This is a genomic window from Stutzerimonas kunmingensis, assembly GCF_021432085.1.
Lineage (GTDB): Bacteria > Pseudomonadota > Gammaproteobacteria > Pseudomonadales > Pseudomonadaceae > Stutzerimonas.
On record NZ_CP090366.1, the window covers coordinates 1,956,213 to 1,971,696 of the forward strand.

Annotated in this window: 13 protein-coding genes; 8 read left to right on the top strand and 5 right to left on the bottom strand. The window is 64.4% G+C overall.

Annotated elements, in window-relative coordinates:
* Nucleotides 1–48 precede the first annotated feature (48 nt).
* Nucleotides 49–675, bottom strand: a complete 627-nt coding sequence (locus LW136_RS09340) for a trimeric intracellular cation channel family protein (RefSeq protein WP_234175038.1) — start codon at nt 673–675, stop codon at nt 49–51.
* 140 nt (nt 676–815) lie between these two features.
* Between LW136_RS09340 and LW136_RS09345 the strand changes: the two genes are divergently transcribed.
* The 8 genes from LW136_RS09345 to LW136_RS09380 all read left to right on the top strand — a co-directional run bounded on the left by LW136_RS09345 (nt 816) and on the right by LW136_RS09380 (nt 9,009).
* Nucleotides 816–1,709: an HTH-type transcriptional regulator ArgP gene (locus LW136_RS09345; RefSeq protein WP_042927996.1), complete on the top strand. Its 894-nt coding sequence runs from the start codon at nt 816–818 to the stop codon at nt 1,707–1,709.
* A gap of 115 nt (nt 1,710–1,824) precedes the next feature.
* Complete coding sequence (gene cysM / locus LW136_RS09350) at nt 1,825–2,727, top strand: cysteine synthase CysM (RefSeq protein ID WP_234175039.1); 903 nt, start codon at nt 1,825–1,827, stop codon at nt 2,725–2,727.
* A gap of 85 nt (nt 2,728–2,812) precedes the next feature.
* Nucleotides 2,813–4,165 carry a 23S rRNA (uracil(1939)-C(5))-methyltransferase RlmD gene (gene rlmD, locus LW136_RS09355; protein ID WP_234175040.1) on the top strand — a complete coding sequence of 451 codons (1,353 nt, stop codon included), beginning with the start codon at nt 2,813–2,815 and terminating at the stop codon, nt 4,163–4,165.
* Between the two features lie 106 nt (nt 4,166–4,271).
* Entirely contained in the window at nt 4,272–6,515 is a 2,244-nt protein-coding gene (gene relA / locus LW136_RS09360; protein ID WP_234175041.1) for a GTP diphosphokinase, read from the top strand.
* Between the two features lie 186 nt (nt 6,516–6,701).
* Complete coding sequence (gene mazG / locus LW136_RS09365; protein ID WP_234175042.1) at nt 6,702–7,532, top strand: nucleoside triphosphate pyrophosphohydrolase; 831 nt, start codon at nt 6,702–6,704, stop codon at nt 7,530–7,532.
* Between the two features lie 111 nt (nt 7,533–7,643).
* Complete coding sequence (locus LW136_RS09370; protein ID WP_014820031.1) at nt 7,644–8,183, top strand: DUF2058 domain-containing protein; 540 nt, start codon at nt 7,644–7,646, stop codon at nt 8,181–8,183.
* A 108-nt stretch (nt 8,184–8,291) separates the two neighbouring features.
* Nucleotides 8,292–8,453: a hypothetical protein gene (locus LW136_RS09375; protein ID WP_023447123.1), complete on the top strand. Its 162-nt coding sequence runs from the start codon at nt 8,292–8,294 to the stop codon at nt 8,451–8,453.
* A gap of 322 nt (nt 8,454–8,775) precedes the next feature.
* Nucleotides 8,776–9,009, top strand: a complete 234-nt coding sequence (locus tag LW136_RS09380; RefSeq protein WP_023447125.1) for a hypothetical protein — start codon at nt 8,776–8,778, stop codon at nt 9,007–9,009.
* On the opposite strand, the gene pdeM is transcribed toward LW136_RS09380, so the two are convergent.
* From pdeM to LW136_RS09400, 4 genes are all read right to left on the bottom strand, one after another.
* Complete coding sequence (gene pdeM, locus LW136_RS09385; protein WP_234175249.1) at nt 8,987–9,676, bottom strand: ligase-associated DNA damage response endonuclease PdeM; 690 nt, start codon at nt 9,674–9,676, stop codon at nt 8,987–8,989. The genes LW136_RS09380 and pdeM overlap by 23 nt on opposite strands.
* A gap of 28 nt (nt 9,677–9,704) precedes the next feature.
* Nucleotides 9,705–12,353, bottom strand: a complete 2,649-nt coding sequence (locus LW136_RS09390) for a ligase-associated DNA damage response DEXH box helicase (RefSeq protein ID WP_234175043.1) — start codon at nt 12,351–12,353, stop codon at nt 9,705–9,707.
* 218 nt (nt 12,354–12,571) lie between these two features.
* Nucleotides 12,572–14,281: an ATP-dependent DNA ligase gene (locus LW136_RS09395; RefSeq protein ID WP_234175044.1), complete on the bottom strand. Its 1,710-nt coding sequence runs from the start codon at nt 14,279–14,281 to the stop codon at nt 12,572–12,574.
* A 78-nt stretch (nt 14,282–14,359) separates the two neighbouring features.
* Nucleotides 14,360–15,376: a ligase-associated DNA damage response exonuclease gene (locus LW136_RS09400; RefSeq protein ID WP_234175045.1), complete on the bottom strand. Its 1,017-nt coding sequence runs from the start codon at nt 15,374–15,376 to the stop codon at nt 14,360–14,362.
* Nucleotides 15,377–15,484 lie beyond the last annotated feature (108 nt).

The following is a 15,484-nucleotide window of genomic DNA, read 5'->3' on the forward strand; positions in this document are numbered from 1 at the left end:
TCGGCTCGGTGGAATCTGCACGCCAGGTCTAGCCGTGGCGTCGCAGCCTCAGTCGAGGCCGCGGATTTCCTTGCCGTTGAAGTCCGGCAGTTTCCAGTGGAAGGTCATCGCCAGGACGCGGAACAGGAAGCCGCTGCCCAATGCTGCCAGAGTGGCCAGCGTGGTATTGATCTCCAGCCACAGCATGCCGACGTAGAAGACACCGGTGAACAGCGCGACGGTGGCGTACAGCTCGCGCTGCAGGACCATCGGCACCTGGTTGCACAACACGTCGCGCATCAGCCCGCCGAAGATGCCGGTGATCACGCCAGCCAGTACGACGATGGACGGGTGCGCGCCCATGCCCATCGCCACATCGCAACCGATCACGGTGAACGCTACCAGGCCGAGGCCATCCACCAGCAGGAAGACCATGCGCAGGTGATGCAGGTAGCGGGCGATGAAGCCGGTGACGATCGCCGCGCCGATGGTGAAGGTCAGATACTCCGGGTGAGCGATCCAGCCGACCGGATAATGACCGAGCAGCACGTCCCGCGCGGTGCCGCCACCCAGCGCCGTCACGGTGCCGAGAAGGCAGATGCCGAACAGGTCCATGCCGCGGCGCATGCCCATGATGGCGCCGGACATCGCTTCGGCCGTGATGGCGATCAGGTAGATGGTATGCAGCAGTTCCACGACGATACTCCGGACGGGCTGGGCTGCACGCCAGTGGGGCGCTGCAGCGAGGGATGCGCGATTATGGAGCAATGATGGTTAAATTTGTCGTGGCTAAGTATTTTTAGGCCATCCAAACATTTTCTTAATCGGCAGGTCGCATGAATCTCGATCCGAAGCAGACCGAAGCGTTTCGCACGGTGATCCGTACTGGCAGCTTCGAACAGGCTGCGCAGCGCCTGCACCTGACGCCACCGGCGATTTCACAGCGGGTGCGCGCACTGGAGAGTGCGCTGGGCAGCGCCTTGGTTGTGCGCAGTCGACCCTGCCGACCCACCGAAACCGGGCAGCGCCTGCTGCAGTACCTCAAACGCGCCACGCTGCTCGAGGCCGATCTGCTGGCGGACCTCGCCGAGCGCAGCGATGCGCCACTGGTCGTGGTCGCGGCGCTCAATGCCGACAGCCTGGGCACCTGGTTCTTTCCGGCGCTGGCCGAGGTGCTGATTCGCGAGCGGGTCTTGCTCGATCTCACCGTCGAGGACCAGGATCACACCTACAGTCTGCTGGAGACGGGTCTGGCGATCGGTTGCATCAGCACTGAGCCCAAGCCGATGCGTGGCTGCACGGCCAGCCCGCTGGGCAGCATGCGCTACCGACTGGTGGCATCCAGCGAGTTCCGGCAGAAGCATTTTGCCAACGGGCTGACCCGCAACGCCGCGCGCAAGGCGCCGGTGGTCGCCTACACGCGCAAGGACACCCTGCAGTCGTCGTTCCTGCTGCGCCGCTTCGGGCTGCCGGACGGCGCCTATCCCTGCCATTTCGTCCCCGGTGCCGAACCGCATTTCAGCGCGATTCGCTTCGGGCTGGGGTACGGGATGGTGCCGGAACTGTTGCTGCATGATGCGCTGCAGACTGGCGAGGTGGTCGATCTGGCGGCCGACGAACCGCTGGAAATTGCCCTCTACTGGCACACCTGGAAGGTGCAATCACCGCGTATGGAGCACCTTTCGCGGCAGATCATCGAAGCGGCGCCGAAGATCCTCGCGCGGCCATAGTCTGATCGGGAGGGTCGGCGGGTGAGCCGATGTCGTGCCGGACAGGCAGAGACGGTCTGCCCGTCGTCGAGCGTTGCCGGTATCATGGCAACCTTTTCCGCTGCCGTGCGACGCCATGACTACACACTATCCGACCATTGCCGATTGCATCGGCAACACCCCGCTGGTTCGCCTGCAGCGGATGCCGGGTAAGACCAGTAACACCATTCTGGTCAAGCTCGAGGGCAACAATCCGGCCGGTTCGGTCAAGGACCGCCCGGCGCTGTCGATGATCATCCGTGCCGAGATGCGCGGCGACATCCAGCCCGGCGATACCCTGATTGAGGCGACCTCCGGCAATACTGGGATCGCCCTGGCCATGGCGGCGGCGATCAAAGGCTACCGGATGGTCCTGATCATGCCGGACAACTCCACCGCCGAGCGCAAGGCGGCGATGACCGCCTATGGCGCCGAGCTGATCCTGGTCAGCAAGGAAGAGGGCATGGAAGGTGCCCGCGACCTGGCGTTGAAGATGCAGGCTGAAGGTCGCGGCAAGGTGCTCGATCAGTTCGCCAATGGCGACAACCCGGAAGCGCACTACAACAGCACGGGGCCGGAGCTCTGGCGGCAGACTCACGGCAGCATCACCCATTTCATCAGCTCCATGGGTACCACCGGAACCATCATGGGCGTCTCGCGCTACCTCAAGGAGCAGAACGCCGCGGTGCAGATCGTCGGGCTGCAGCCGATGGAGGGGGCGGCTATCCCCGGCATCCGCCGCTGGCCGCAGGAATACCTGCCGAAGATCTATCAGGCCGAGCGCGTCGACCGCGTCGTCGACATGTCCCAGGCCGAGGCCGAGCAGGTCATGCGCCGTCTGGCCCGCGAAGAAGGCATCTTCTGTGGCGTGTCCTCCGGTGGCGCCGTTGCCGCGGCGTTGCGTCTGTCGCAGGAGGTCGAGAACGCGGTGATCGTGGCGATCATCTGCGACCGCGGCGACCGCTATCTGTCGACCGGTGTGTATGACGCGCCCAATTGACTCGCGCATCAGCGGTGCGCTCCCACGCGCCGCATTGCGTCGCCCATGACATTTTCAACGAACACAACAGCGCAGGTTTCAGCTGATGGCCAAACGTAGCGGCGCTCTGCGCTTTCAACCTAGCGGCGGCGAGCGCAAGCCCCAGGTGCCGGTCGGCAAGAAGCAGCGCCTGATTATCGAGCGACTGGCCAATGATGGGCGCGGCATTGCCTTCATCGAGGGGCGCACCTGGTTCGTCGAAGGCGCGCTGGCTGGCGAAGAGGTCGAGGCGCGCGTGCTGGCTGGGCGCAGTCAAATCGTCGAAGCGCGCTGCGAGCGCGTGATCCAGGCCAGTGCGCAGCGTCGGGCCGAACCCTGTCCGCATGCTCGCCGATGTGGCGGCTGCAACCTGCAGCATGTGCCCGTCGCCGATCAGCTTGCGCTGAAACAGCACACGCTCGCCGAGCAGTTCGCGCGGGTGGCCGATTTGCAGCCGGAGGTCTGGGCCGAGCCGCTGGTGGGACCGGCTTTCGGCTATCGCCGTCGCGCTCGGTTGGCGGTGCGCTGGGACGTCAAGCGCAAGCAGCTGGACATCGGTTTCCGCGCCAGCGCCAGCCAGGAAATCGTCTCCATCAGTGAATGCTCGGTTCTGGTACAGCCCTTGCAGACGCTGCTGCCGGCATTGCTGGCTGCATTGCGCGATCTGAGCAAGCCGCAGGCTATCGGCCACGTCGAACTCTTCAGTGGTACGGCCGAGGCGGTGCTGATCCGCCACACCGCAGCCTTGTCGGAAACAGACGTGGCACGTTTGCGCAGCTTCGCCACCGTCAATGGAGCGCAGCTCTGGTGGCAGGGCGAAGGTGAGCCTGAATCGGATGATCCCGCGGCGACGCTGGGTTACCGACTGGATGCCTGGGATCTGGAGCTGGCCTGGCGTCCGGGCGATTTCGTCCAGGTCAACGCGCCGGTCAATGATGCGATGGTCGCTCAGGCTCTGGAATGGCTGGACGCCGGCCAGGATGAGACAGTGCTTGATCTGTTCTGCGGGCTAGGCAATTTCAGCCTGCCGCTGGCGCGCTCGGGCGCTCAAGTAGTGGGTGTCGAGGGTGTAGAGACGATGGTTACGCGGGCGCAGGAAAATGCCCGTCGCAATGCTCTGGCGCACGCGCACTTTTATCGGGCCGACTTGTCGAAGCCGCTGGCTGACGCACCCTGGGCGCGCAATGATTTTGCCGCGGTGCTGCTCGATCCGCCGCGCGACGGCGCGCTGGAAATCGTTCGACAAATGTCGAAGCTGAAGGCGCGGCGCGTGGTCTATGTTTCATGCAATCCGGCCACCCTGGCGCGCGATGCGCGCGAGCTGGCCAGCCAGGGATATCGCCTGAAGCGTGCGGGTGTGCTGGACATGTTCCCGCAGACCGCCCACGTCGAGGCCATGGCGTTGTTCGAGCGGGGTTAGCGCTCGACGCTGCATTCTTGACAGGCGAATTGCCTGTGGTTCAACCGACCGGCACGCAGAATGCCGGCGTTCATGGCGCATTAGCTGCGCAGAAGGGAAGGTTTAGATGGTACAGGTCAGAGCGCTTCAGCCGATCAATACGGACGGTAGTATCAACCTGGATGGCTGGCTCGATCATGTGCTGGGGATGGACCCGGCACTCGACCGCGCGGCTCTTAAGGAGGCCTGCGAGTTTGCCCGCGAGGCGGAACAGCAGGCCAATGCGGCGCAGAACCTCTGGAGTGAAGGCACCTCCAGCTACCAGATCGGCCTCGAGATCGCCGAGATACTCGCCGACCTCAAGCTGGACCAGGACAGCCTGGTCGCCGCCGTTATCTACCGTGGCGTGCGTGAAGGCAAGATCCAGCTGGCCGATGTGAACCAGCGTTTTGGCCCGGTGGTGGCCAAGCTGGTCGAAGGCGTGCTTCGCATGGCGGCGATCAGCGCCAGTCTCAACCCACGCGAATCGCTCGTGCTCGGCTCCCAGGCGCAGGTGGAAAACCTGCGCAAGATGCTGGTGGCCATGGTCGATGACGTGCGCGTCGCGCTGATCAAGCTGGCCGAACGCACCTGTGCCATTCGCGCGGTGAAGCTGGCCGACGACGAGAAGCGTCAACGGGTTGCCCGCGAAGTCTTCGATATCTACGCGCCGCTGGCCCATCGCCTGGGCATCGGCCATATCAAGTGGGAGCTGGAGGACCTGTCCTTCCGCTACCTCGAGCCCGAGCAGTACAAGCAGATCGCCCAGCTCTTGCACGAGCGTCGCCTCGATCGCGAACAGTACATCCAGAACGTCGTGCAGCAACTCAGGGACGAACTGACTGCGACCGGCATCCAGCCCGACATCGACGGGCGTGCCAAGCACATCTATTCCATCTGGCGAAAGATGCAGAAGAAGGGCCTGCAGTTCAGCCAGATCTACGACGTTCGCGCCGTTCGCGTGCTGGTGCCGGAAGTCCGCGATTGCTACACCGCGCTGGGGATCGTGCATACGCTGTGGCGGCACATTCCGAAGGAGTTCGACGACTATATCGCCAACCCCAAGGAGAACGGCTATCGCTCGCTGCACACCGCGGTGATCGGCCCGGAGGGCAAGGTGCTGGAGGTGCAGATTCGCACCCACGCCATGCACGAAGAGGCCGAGCTGGGCGTCTGCGCGCACTGGCGCTACAAGGGCACCGATGTCAATTCCGGCTCCGACCATTACGAGGAGAAGATCGCCTGGTTGCGTCAGGTGCTCGAATGGCACGAAGAGCTCGGCGACATCGGTGGCCTGGCCGACCAGCTGCGGGTGGATATCGAGCCGGATCGGGTCTACGTGTTCACCCCCGACGGCCATGCCATCGACCTGCCCAAGGGCGCCACACCGCTGGACTTCGCCTATCGAGTGCATACCGAGATCGGCCACAACTGCCGCGGCGCCAAGGTCAACGGTCGCATCGTGCCGCTCAACTACAGCCTGCAGACCGGCGAGCAGGTGGAGATCATCACCAGCAAGCACGGCTCGCCGAGCCGCGACTGGCTGAACCCCAACCTGGGCTACATCACCACCTCGCGCTCGCGGGCGAAGATCGTCCACTGGTTCAAACTGCAGGCCCGTGATCAGAACGTCGCCGCCGGCAAGGCGCTGCTGGAGCGCGAACTGGGACGTCTGGATCTGCCGCCGGTGGACTTCGACAAGCTGGCCGAAAAAGCCAACCTGAAGAACGCCGAAGACATGTTTGCCGCGCTGGGTGCTGGCGACCTGCGCCTGGCGCACCTGGTCAACATGGCGCAACAGCTGGTCGAGCCGGAGCGCGGTTACGACCAGCTGGAGCTGATTCCGCGGCGTTCGGCACCGTACAAGCCGGGCAAGCGCGCTGACGTGCAGATCCAGGGCGTCGGCAACCTGCTGACGCAGATGGCCGGCTGCTGCCAGCCGCTGCCGGGCGACCCCATCGTCGGTTACATCACCCAGGGCCGCGGTGTCAGCATCCACCGTCAGGACTGCCCGTCGGTGCTGCAACTGGCCGGGCGCGAGCCGGAGCGGATTATCCAGGTCAGCTGGGGGCCGGTACCGGAGAAGACCTATCCGGTGGAAATCATGATCCGTGCCTACGACCGCGCCGGCCTGCTGCGCGACATCTCGCAGATGCTGCTCAACGAGCGCATCAACGTGCTGTCGATGAACACTCGTTCGAACAAGGAAGACAGCACAGCGCAGATGACGCTGACTATCGAGATTCCGGGGCTGAATGCTCTGGGTCGCCTGCTCAGCCGTATTTCGCAGCTGCCGAACATCATCGAAGCCAAGCGCCAAAGAGCGACGTAAGGCGCAGCGCAGAGGCGGCGCCAACCGCGCCATGGTGGATGGGTGAAGCGTCATCCACCCTACGATGCAATACGGGTTTTTTTGGGCGTTTGGCCCGTGACCGAACCGTAGGGTGGATGTCGCTTTTTACATCCACCGTGATGTCATCAGCGTCCCTCACCAGCCCTCGATTCGCTGAGGAATCCTATGTACCAACTCAACGATCTCCTGCACCTGATGGCCCGGCTGCGTGATCCACAGCATGGATGTCCGTGGGACCTGCAGCAGAACTACGCGAGCATCGTGCCGCATACGCTGGAAGAGGCCTACGAAGTGGCCGATGCCATCGAAAGCGGCGACTTCGATCATCTGCCCGGCGAGTTGGGTGACCTGCTGTTTCAGGTCGTCTACTACAGCCAGATGGCCCGGGAGGAAGGGCGTTTCGAGTTCGCCACGGTGGTCGATGCCATCACCCGCAAGCTGATCCGTCGCCACCCCCACGTGTTCCCCGATGGCGATCTGTACGGCTCGCCGGAGCTGCCGCGCCTCGACGAGATGGCCATCAAGCAGCGCTGGGAAGAGATCAAGGCCGAAGAGCGTGCCGAGAAAGCGGCCGCACCTGAACAATTGTCCCTGCTCGATGACGTGCCCAGCGCGCTGCCGGCGCTCAGCCGGGCCGCGAAACTGCAGAAGCGCGCGGCGCAGGTCGGCTTCGACTGGCCCGAGGCGCTGCCGGTGGTGGACAAGGTGCGCGAGGAACTCGGCGAAGTGCTGGAGGCAATGAGCGAGAACGATCCGCAGGCCATTGCCGAAGAGCTTGGCGATCTGCTGTTCGTCGTGGTCAACCTGGCGCGCCATCTCAAGGTCGATCCGGAGAACGCCTTGCGTGCCGCGAATGGCAAGTTCGAGCGGCGTTTTCGCTTCATCGAGCAGGCCTTGCGTGAGGCGGGGAGGCCAATCGAGAACTGCGATCTCGAAGAGCTTGACGCGCTCTGGGGCGAGGCGAAGAAGGCCGAACGATCGCCGTCCTGCGGCTAACTGCACTTTCCGGGTGGATGTGGCTTTTCACATCCACCACAATGCCGCTCGGTGGGCGGCCGAAGCGTCCACCCGCGTCCCACTTGAATTCACGACGAGACGAGCCGAAACATGAGTCTTTCCCTCCGTGATCAGCTGCTCAAAGCCGGGCTGGTCAACGAAAAGCAGGCCAAGCAGGCCGTCAAGCAGAAGCAGAAGCAGCAGCGCCTGGAGAAGAAAGGCCAGGTCGAGAAGGACGATTCGCAGCGCGAAGCGGCACTGAAGGCGCAGGCGGAAAAGATTGCCCGCGATCAGGAGCTCAACCGTCAGCAGCAGCAAAAGGCCGAACAGAAGGCCCGTACAGCGCAGATCAAGCAGTTGATCGAGACCAGCCGTCTGCCGAAGCTGACCACCGAGGATTACTACAACTTCGTCGACGACAAGAAGGTCAAGCGGCTGTCGGTGAACAAGCTGATGCGTGAAAAGCTGGCCAGCGGCTCGCTGGCCATCGTTCGTCATGGCGGCGGCTACGAAGTGATCCCGCGTGAAGCGGCGCTTAAGATTCAGGAGCGCGACCCGCAGCGGGTGGTGCAGCTCAACATCCGCACCGAAGAGCCGGATGCCGACGATCCCTACGCCGCCTATCAGGTGCCGGACGACCTGATGTGGTAATCCGCTGGGGCAGGTCGGCCGCCCGACGGAAGGTTGGATAGAAAGCGCCTGCCCCGACCTCTACTACAGACCAGCCCGCAGCTGCGGGTTAATGCAGTGGAGGACGTTATGGACGCTCGATCGAATCGCTATTTCCACGCCGCCGAAACCGATGGCTGGCACGCCGCCGGCATTCCGGGTGATCCGGAGGAGCCAGGCGTTCCCACCCAGCCGTCCGAGCCCGGCGAGCCCACCGTGCCCGACCAGCCGCCACCCGCACCTGTCGCCTGACCATTGGCGAGAGGGTCTGACGCGGCTTCCTCCCCGGAGGCCGCTCCGTTCCCGGTTTTTTCAGCTCATTGAATCCAAGGAGCCGGCCTGCTGAGCACATCATCGGGCTCTGCTCTGCGCGCGCTTTCCTGCGCATCGGCCGCCCCCTTGCTATCGCCAAGCCAGCCGCCGCGAGTCCAAGAGATACCTTCCACTCGCGACAAAGCTGCTACCGTTTAAGTGAGGGACCGAACTGCCGACGCCGGATGGGTCTAAGAACTTACAAAAACCAAATTGCGCGTTATTACGCACGACGGGTTGCTTTAAGGCGAGGGGCACTTTCATGACGACTTGGATCATTGCGTACAACAAAGACGGCAACACCGCGACACTGAAGATCGACTCGGCGCACCAGCCGGATATCGATGAGGCTGTGGAACTGGTGAGTCGCAAGGCAGAAGAGCTGTATCCGGATCAGGAGATCGAGCACGAGCACGAGCCCGATCTGGAGGACACCCCGGCCACACGCCTGGCCGAGCGTTATGGCATCACCATCACGGGCATATCCCAGGCCTGACCGGCGCAGGGCGTCTCAGCGGCCAGACCTCTCCATCCCCGATCACATAAATCTGCCAGTTGTCTTCGGCTGCCACCGTCATCGTTCCGGTGAAGTTGCCGAAGGCCGGCAGCAGGCTGAGCCGCGCTCCGATGCAAAAGCACGGCAGGCGCAGGCGCTGGCGGCCGCGGCCATGTAGCTGAAAGGCTGGATGTACGTGGCCAGCGAGTACGTGATGGGTCGGATGCGGGTCCGGCTCATGCTGCAGGGCATAGGGGCCGAGCAGCAACGGCTCGCTGACTACGCTTATGTCTAACTCGCGCGGTGGGTCGCCGGCACGGCGGTCGTGGTTGCCACGCACCAGCGTAATTTCCAATTGCGCATGTTGCGCACGCCATTCGGCCAGACGGGCCAGCGTGGATGGTGCACGGGACTCCGGCGCATGCAGGAAATCACCGAGAAAGATCAGCTGGCGGCAGGCGTACCGCCCCAGCAGATCGTCCAGCTGGCGCAGGTTGGCGTCGGTGGTGCCGTGGGGCACGGGCTGGCCCAGGCGCCGGTAGGCTGCGGCCTTGCCGAAATGTATATCTGCTATCAGCAACGCCTGCTGCTCAGGCCAGTAGACGGCCTTTTCCGCAAGCAGCCAGAGCGTACTGCCGGCCAGTTCGATGGGCTGGTAAGGATTCATGCGAGACATGGGCGTGCTGAGGCTAGCGTCATGGGGCGCGTTTCGGCTTCCTGAGCCGTGGCGTGCCGTCCTTGGTCTGCCGCGGTTTGCGCTTGGGCGCGGTTTCACGTTCGACCATGATGCTGGCATTCGCTTCCGACTGATAGCCGCCGGGACCAGCCGCCTTGTCCAGCTCGGCGACCATGCGGCGGATGCGGTCGGCGAGTTTTTCCGAACTCATGCTTTCGCGAAAGCGTTCGACCATCAACGGAAACGCCAACGGCGTGGTGCGTTTGACCTGATGGATGTCCAGTTGGCGCCCTTGCAGCCTGTTCATGGTCTGCTCCAGCCGCTCGACCTCCAGCTCCTGCCGCAGCACTTCTTCCTCGGCCTGGGTCAGTAAAAGGTTGGCCGGGTCGTATTGACGGAACACGTCGAAGAACAGGCCGCTGGATGCCTGCAGCTGGCGCGCGCTCTTCTGCGCGCCGGGGTAGCCGGAGAAAACTAGCCCCGCGATGCGCGCGATCTCCCGGAAGCGCCGGCGCGCCAGTTCGCCAGCGTTGAGGCTAGCGAGCACGTCCTGCAGCAGATTGTTCTGGCTGAATAGTTCGGGCGTCAGCCATTTCAGCCAGTCCACCTCGGTCGCAGAAAGCAGTTCGAAACCGTAGTCGTTGACCGCAATCGAAAAGGTCAGCGGCTGCTGCTGGCCCATGCGCCAGGCCAGCAGGCTTGCGAGGCCCAGATGTACGTGGCGGCCGGCAAAAGGGTAGAGGAACAGGTGCCAGCCCTCGCGGGACTTCATCACCTCGGCCAGCAGCGTGGTCTCGGTGGGCAGCGCGGACCAGTCCATCTGTACACGGAGCAGGGGCTCGACCAGGCGCATCTCGTCGCTTTCGAAACGGCCACGCGAGGCGGCGCCGAGTTGTTCCACAACCGCATCGGCCAGTTCGCTCGATAGCGGCATGCGGCCGCCGTTCCAGCGGGGCACGGCGGCCTTCTTTCCCGTGGCGCGGCTGACGTAGGCGGTCATGTTTTCGACCCGTACCAGCTCCAGCAAACGGCCGCCGAAGAGGAAGTTGTCGCCCGGGCGCAAGCGCGCGATGAACCCTTCCTCGATGGTGCCCAGCGAACGGCCACTGCCGCCCTTGGCCCAGAACTTCACCGTCAGGCTGGCATCGCTGACGATGGTGCCGATGCTCATGCGATGGCGCAGCGCCACACGGCGGCTCGGTACTTTCCACAGCCCGGTGTCGTCCGGCTCGACACGCTGGTAATCCGGGTAGGCGGTCAGGGAATGTCCGCCGTGCCGCACGAAGGCCAGCGCCCATTGCCAGTGATCGTCAGTGAGATCGCGGTACGACCAGGCTTGCCTAACCTCGTCGAACAATTCTTCCGGACGAAACCCACCGCCCAGCGCCATGCTCACCAGGTGCTGCACCAGTACGTCCAGTGGTCGATGGGACGCGCTGCGGGCTTCGATGCGGCGTTCGGCGATCGCGATCTGGGCGGCGGCGGCTTCCACTACTTCGACGCTGTGTGTAGGCACCAGCGTGACGCGGGAAGTCCGACCCGGCGCATGCCCGGAGCGACCGGCCCGTTGCATCAGCCGCGCCACGCCCTTGGGCGAACCGATCTGCAGGACCCGCTCAACGGGTAAAAAATCGACACCGAGATCCAGGCTCGAGGTGCAGACCACCGCTTTCAGCGCACCTTGTTTGAGGCCCAGCTCCACCCAGTCGCGCACCTCGCGAGCGAGCGAGCCGTGGTGCAACGCGATCAGCCCGGCCCAGTCCGGCCGCGCGCCGAGGATCGCCTGGTACCAGATCTCCGACTGCGAGCGGGTATTGGTAAAGACCAGCGTTGTGGCCGCCGAGTCGATCTGCTCGACCACTTGCGGCAGCATGCGTAGCCCGAGATGGCCGGCCCAGGGGAAGCGTTCAATGCTCGGCGGCAGCAAGGTATCAACACGCAGATCCTTGTCGACCCGACCTTGCACCAGCTTGCCGCGCCCCGGATGCAACAACACCTCCAGCGCATGGGGCTGGTTGCCGAGGGTCGCCGACAGCCCCCACACGATGAGCTCCGGCATCCACTGACGAAGCCGCGCCAGCGCCAGTTGCAGCTGCACGCCCCGCTTATTGCCCAGCAGCTCATGCCACTCGTCCACCACCAGCATGCGCAGGCCCGAGAAGGCCTGGCGCGCATCGGCGCGGGTCAGCAGCAGGGTCAGGCTTTCCGGTGTGGTGACCAGCGCGCTGGGTAGCCTTCGGCCCTGGCGCGCACGCTCGGAACTGCTGGTATCACCGGTGCGCAGGCCGATGCTCCAGTTGATGCCGAGATCATCCAGCGGTGCTTGCAGAGCCCGCGCGGTATCGGCCGCCAATGCGCGCATCGGGGTGATCCAGAGCACCGTCAAAGGCGCTGGCTTGTCCGTCGCGGTGGAAGAGGGTGCCTTGGTCGCAAAGCGATTCAGGGCTCCGAGCCAGACAGCGTAGGTCTTGCCGGAGCCGGTGGTGGCGTGCAGCAGCCCCGATTCGCCATGGCCTATCGCTTGCCACACCTCCTGCTGGAACGGGAAGGGTTGCCAGACACGGCTGGAAAACCAGCCCGCAGCGAGGCTCTCAGCCCCGTCCTTCACCCCCTCTCCCGGAAGGAGAGGGGAGTGATCGTGTGGCTGCTCGGCATCTTCGTCTGGCATGGCTCCGGTCTTGCTCCCTCTCGGAGAGGGTCGGGGTGCGGGCTGGCGCACGTCGGGGTCGCGTAACGCTTCCCTCACCCCCGGCCCCTCTCCCGGAGGGAGAGGGGGGTGATCGCGCGGTTGCTCAGCATTCTCGCCTGGCACTGCTCCGCTCTTGCTCCCTCTCCCTCTGGGAGAGGGTTGGGGTGAGGGCTGAGCGGGTGCCGGGTGACTTGGTTTCATCCCAGCAATTCCCGCAGGGTGGTCAGGGTATCGGCCTCATCCACCGGCTTGTCGAGGCGCCAGCGCAGCATGCGGGGGAAGCGCACGGCGATGCCGCTTTTGTGCCGGCTGCTGGCGGCGATGCCTTCGAAGCCCAGCTCGAACACCAGCGTCGGCGTCACGCTGCGCACGGGGCCGAACTTCTCCACGGTTGTCTTGCGCACGATGGCGTCGACCTTGCGCATCTCTTCGTCGGTCAGCCCGGAGTAGGCCTTGGCGAAGGGAACCAGTTTGCGCTCGGGGTCGCCCGGTTCACCGTCCCAGACGGCAAAGGTGTAGTCGGTGTAGAGGCTGGCGCGGCGGCCATGGCCGCGCTGGGCATAGATCAGCACGGCATCGACGGAGTAGGGGTCGATCTTCCATTTCCACCAGACGCCGACGTCCTTGGTCCGACCGACGCCGTACTGGGCGGCGCGCGCCTTGATCATCATGCCTTCCACGCCCAGCGCGCGGGAGGCTTCGCGCTGGCGGGCCAAGTCCTGCCAATCCGCTCCGCTCACCAGTGGCGAAAGCATCAGCCGCGGGCTGGGGCATTGGCGCACGACCGCCTCGAGCTGCTGGCGGCGTTCGCGGTGCTCGCGCTGCCGCCAGTCGTCGCCCTGCCATTCCAGCAGGTCGTAGGCGAGCACCGCGACGGGGGCGTCAGCCAGCACTTTCGCCGTGAGATTCTTGCGGCCGATACGCTGCTGCAGCAGCGAGAAGGATTGCACGCCGAAGCGTTCGGCTGTCTCTGAATCATCGCTATCGGAATGTTCGAAAAGATTGGTCGTAGGCTCGCCGGGGGCGTGCTTCCAGACCAGGATCTCGCCGTCGATCACAGTACCGTCCGGCAGTTCGCTGGCCAGCTCGCAGAGTTCCGGGAAGCGCTCGCTGACCAGCTCTTCGCCCCGCGACCACACCCAGATCTGCCCGTCGCGCTTGACCAGCTGGGCGCGGATGCCGTCCCACTTCCATTCGACGAACCAGTTCTCCGGCGCGCTGAGCAGGGTGTCGAACTCCTCGACCGGGGCCTGCAGCGGATGGGCGAGAAAGAAGGGGTAGGGCTGGCCGCCGCGCTGCGCATGTTCGTGTTCGGACTCGTCGCCAATCAGCGCGAGGTAGCCTTCGGCGCTGGGACGGTGCGACAGGTCGGTATAGCCAACCAGCCGCTGCGCGACCCGTTTAGGATCGAGATCGACCAGCGAGGCCAGCGCACGAGTGACCAGCAATTTCGACACGCCCACACGAAAGGCGCCAGTGATCAGCTTGATGCAGACCATCAGGCTGAGCCGGTCCAGCTGCGCCCAGAGTGCGGGCAATCGCTCAGCCAATTCTTCCGGCGGCAGGCCGCGCAAGGGCAGCAGCTTGTCCTGCATCCATACGGCCAGTCCGTCCTCGGAGCTGTGCTCGGCCTCGGGCATCAGCAGCGAGATGGTCTCGGCCATATCACCTACGGCCTGATAGCTTTCCTCGAACAGCCATTCCGGTAGCGCAGAAACTTTCATGGCGGTTTCGCGCAATACCTTGGTCGGCACCAGCTGGCGCGGTCTACCGCCGGCGAGGAAGTAGACGGCCCAAGCGGCGTCGGCCGGATCGGCGTCGCGGAAGTAATCGCGCATCGCTGCAAGCTTGGCGTTACTCGAGGTGGTCGCGTCGAGGCGGCTATAGAGCGTGGCGAGCGCTTTCATGCGGCGCCTCCGTACCGGTGTGGTGCGGCCGGTTTGCGCGCAAGCTCGCTCCTACAAGGCGGGTGGTGATCCGCCGAGTCATTCGGCCTCCTGGGTGTTCGCGTCGTCTTCTTCGCCATATTCGGTCTCGAAGGCCTGCGCATCGAGCCCGCGCATCTCACGCAGATAACGGACCAGGATCGGAACGGAACCGTGGGTGACCATCACCCGCTCGGCGCCGGTCTGCTCGATGGCCCAGAGCAGGCCCGGCCAGTCGGCGTGATCGGAGAGCACGAAGCCGCGGTCGACCCCGCGTCGACGACGGGTGCCGCGCAACATCATCCAGCCGCTGGCGAAGGCGTCGGCATAGTCACCGAAACGGCGCATCCAGGTGCTCCCGCCAGCTGACGGCGGCGCGACGATGATGGCCTGCTTCAGCCGAGGGTCGCCCTTTTTCAGGTCGCCGGCATAAATGGTCGGTGGAAGATAGACACCGCCTTCGCGATAGACCTTGTTCAGTGGCTCCACAGCGCCATGGACGACGATGGTGCCGATGTTCTCATCCAATCCGTGAAGGATGCGCTGCGCCTTGCCGAAGGCATAGCAGAACAGCACCGAGGCTCGCCCGGCCGCGGCGTTGGCGCGCCACCAGTCATTGATGTCGCGGAATACCTCGGCCTGGGACGGCCATTTGTAGACCGGCAAACCGAAGGTCGATTCGGTAATGAAGGTGTGGCAGCGCACCGGCTCGAACGGGGCGCAGGTGCCGTCCGGCTCGACCTTGTAGTCGCCTGAGGCCACCCAGACCTCGCCCTTGTATTCCAGTCGCACCTGAGCCGAGCCGAGCACATGGCCGGCCGGGTGGAAGCTGAGCTTTACGCCGTGATGTTCGATGGATTCCCCATAAGCCAGCGTTTGCAGCGGCATATCGGCGGCGATGCGTGAACGCAGAATGCCTTCGCTGTCGCTTGAAGCCAGGTAATGGCCCATGCCCCAGCGCGCGTGGTCGCCGTGAGCGTGGGTAATGACGGCGCGATCGACCGGACGCCAGGGATCGATGTAGAAATCACCGGGTGGGCAGTAGAGGCCTTCGGGACGAGCAACGACAAGATCCATGACGACTGGCAGTTCGATGGGCTTGCAGGGTTGGAGCCCGACGAGGCGTTTGGAGTTCGCTCGCCAGGCTATGGCAGTGGCAGGCCCGTTCAATGAACGGGCTGCAGG

Coding starts and splice junctions, on each gene's coding strand:
- LW136_RS09345 (WP_042927996.1), top strand. CDS start 816: ATGAATCTCGATCCGAAGCAGACCGAAGCGTTTCGCACGGTGATCCGT.
- cysM (WP_234175039.1), top strand. CDS start 1,825: ATGACTACACACTATCCGACCATTGCCGATTGCATCGGCAACACCCCG.
- rlmD (WP_234175040.1), top strand. CDS start 2,813: ATGGCCAAACGTAGCGGCGCTCTGCGCTTTCAACCTAGCGGCGGCGAG.
- relA (WP_234175041.1), top strand. CDS start 4,272: ATGGTACAGGTCAGAGCGCTTCAGCCGATCAATACGGACGGTAGTATC.
- mazG (WP_234175042.1), top strand. CDS start 6,702: ATGTACCAACTCAACGATCTCCTGCACCTGATGGCCCGGCTGCGTGAT.
- LW136_RS09370 (WP_014820031.1), top strand. CDS start 7,644: ATGAGTCTTTCCCTCCGTGATCAGCTGCTCAAAGCCGGGCTGGTCAAC.
- LW136_RS09375 (WP_023447123.1), top strand. CDS start 8,292: ATGGACGCTCGATCGAATCGCTATTTCCACGCCGCCGAAACCGATGGC.
- LW136_RS09380 (WP_023447125.1), top strand. CDS start 8,776: ATGACGACTTGGATCATTGCGTACAACAAAGACGGCAACACCGCGACA.
- pdeM (WP_234175249.1), bottom strand. CDS start 9,676: ATGAATCCTTACCAGCCCATCGAACTGGCCGGCAGTACGCTCTGGCTG.
- LW136_RS09390 (WP_234175043.1), bottom strand. CDS start 12,353: ATGCCAGACGAAGATGCCGAGCAGCCACACGATCACTCCCCTCTCCTT.
- LW136_RS09395 (WP_234175044.1), bottom strand. CDS start 14,281: ATGAAAGCGCTCGCCACGCTCTATAGCCGCCTCGACGCGACCACCTCG.
- LW136_RS09400 (WP_234175045.1), bottom strand. CDS start 15,376: ATGGATCTTGTCGTTGCTCGTCCCGAAGGCCTCTACTGCCCACCCGGT.